This is a genomic window from Caballeronia arationis (assembly GCF_001544975.2).
In the GTDB taxonomy this organism is placed as follows: Bacteria; Pseudomonadota; Gammaproteobacteria; order Burkholderiales; family Burkholderiaceae; genus Caballeronia; species Caballeronia arationis.
Map to the genome: position 1 here is coordinate 1 of NZ_FCOG02000378.1, position 2,039 is coordinate 2,039.

Annotated in this window: 2 protein-coding genes; one reads left to right on the forward strand and one right to left on the reverse strand. The window is 51.8% G+C overall.

The window, feature by feature from the left end; genetic code table 11:
• Window positions 1-818: 818 nt before the first annotated feature.
• Entirely contained in the window at window positions 819-1,601 is a 783-nt protein-coding gene (locus AWB81_RS42390; RefSeq protein ID WP_062644505.1) for a class I SAM-dependent methyltransferase, read from the forward strand.
• Between the two features lie 89 nt (window positions 1,602-1,690).
• Here AWB81_RS42390 and AWB81_RS46255 read toward each other — a convergent pair.
• Window positions 1,691-2,039: hypothetical protein (locus AWB81_RS46255; protein ID WP_159939032.1), on the reverse strand; the 349-nt coding region annotated here is incomplete at its 5' end.

The window sequence follows — 2,039 nt, forward strand, 5'->3', positions numbered from 1 at the left end:
TGGCCGTTCATCGATAGCTACGGCGCCCACCCGACTTACCTCGATAGGCCTCTCGTATCCTATTCGTCTCGCCTTCTTGCGCGAAAGAGTGCGGTCAATTCGTGGCCGAGCTTGGGCATTTACTCCGCTCTTCCGACGTGGGGGGTGCCATTCGCTCAAGTTTTATCCCAAGCTCGGCTCATTTTGAAAGACTGGTTCGCGAAACGTCAGCAGCAAATGTAAGTTCCGACCCATGGGTTCGACTGTAGTGATCTAATTTCCTCGGAGATGTTGATAGGAGGACAATCCGGAATCTACGAGGACAGAGAGCAAGATGACGAGAACGTGCCGATAGTTTGTCGCCAACCTCAAGCTGGAAGTGGCCAAACGACCAGGGGCCATCGGTGGGTGAAGTCTTCCGATCAATGGACCTTGTCGAGATTACAAATGCAGGATAGACGATTTTCCGCCGCTGGCAACTCGCTTCGAAACCTAACTGGCAGGAAACCCCATCTTTGTCTTTCCGCGCAAGTCCGCGACGCCAACTGCTATCCTTCATAGGCGGGGACACACGCTTTTTCCGGTCGGCTTTGCGAGTCGTTGGCAAGTCGGTCGACGCGCACGCGAAAAGGGGCTGTATGAAGACGCTTAGGACTCACTCGGCCGGCACGACGTGCACTGCCGCAAGTAGTCGTGCTGACGCATCAGGGCGTGGATCACGTCCGAAATAAATATTTCGTCCGCCGAAACTGAGACGACTACTATCGATAACTCCGACAAGGTTACGCCGGTGTCAACTTGAATCAGCCAACCTTCACAATTCTCGGGATGGTAATCTTATGATAAAAGAGATATTCGATAATCTGCTGGCAACAAAGGCGCGGCATGACGCCGAAGCCGCTGAGCAGGTCAAGGAAGCTACCAATGGTAATACGGTGTTAAAGGAGATATTCGATAATTTAACTTTACAGTGTGACAAATTCGAGCATTATTTTGAGTTGTGCGAGCGACATTTGAAAAAGTACGTGGGCCGCAGTCCGCGCATCCTTGAGATTGGCTGCCAGTACGGCGGCAGCGCAGAAATGTGGCGCAAGTATTTTGGTGAGGGAACCTCAATTCATGGAGTCGACATTGCCCCGCAATGCGCTGAGACGGATTATCTGAAGATCCACATTGGTGACCAGGGAAGCCACGCATTTTGGGATTTGAATTTCCGCGATAAGCGCGAGTTTTTCGATATTGTCATGGACGATGGATCACACGAAAATTCGCATCAAATCGTTAGCCTGCTTTGCACCTATGGGTTGCTCAAGGACGGCGGCACCTATTGGTGTGAGGATACGCACACCTCATACTATTTCAATGCGAGAGTTTCAGACGGTGGCTACAAGAATCCTCACAGCTTTACTGAATTCTGCAAAGATGTGATCGATGTAATGAGCTCCAAACATACCCGGTATGCAATCGGCGTTGGACCGATCGATGGGCCACGGGTACCGCCTGCACTCATATCACAATTCGACAAGATACAGGGAATGCATTTCTATGACAGCGTGATTGTTATTGAGAAAGGCCCGCGCCTTAAATTCGAGCGAGTGATTCATCGACCCTCAAAGCGGTAGGATCGATTATCGGAATGGCTTTCTAGCCATGTGCTTTTTCACAGGAGGTCACAGCTTCAACGTACACGCGCGACGCATCCGCAGCGCGTTTAATCGCTGCCCTCCAGGATCGCCACAAGCCCCGGAAAAAACACACATCGCACCGTTCGCCGTGCGACGTCGCGTTTCGGTTCGTGCAGTTCGCCAGTCCCGCGCCAACGTCCGTCATCCGAAGTGTCCACCAAACTGCTTGACGAGCCGCGATAGTCGACAACGGCCGCGTCTGCTGCACCGCGTACACGCAAGATCGATGCTGCTTGCTTTCGTCGCAACTTCGGCCAAAACGACGATGGGTGAATATTCCACGCTAAAGTAAACAGGAATTCCACGGCAAAAAGAACACGAATTCCACGGCAAAGTGAATGCCGATTCCACGGCAAAAAGAACAAGGTTTCCACG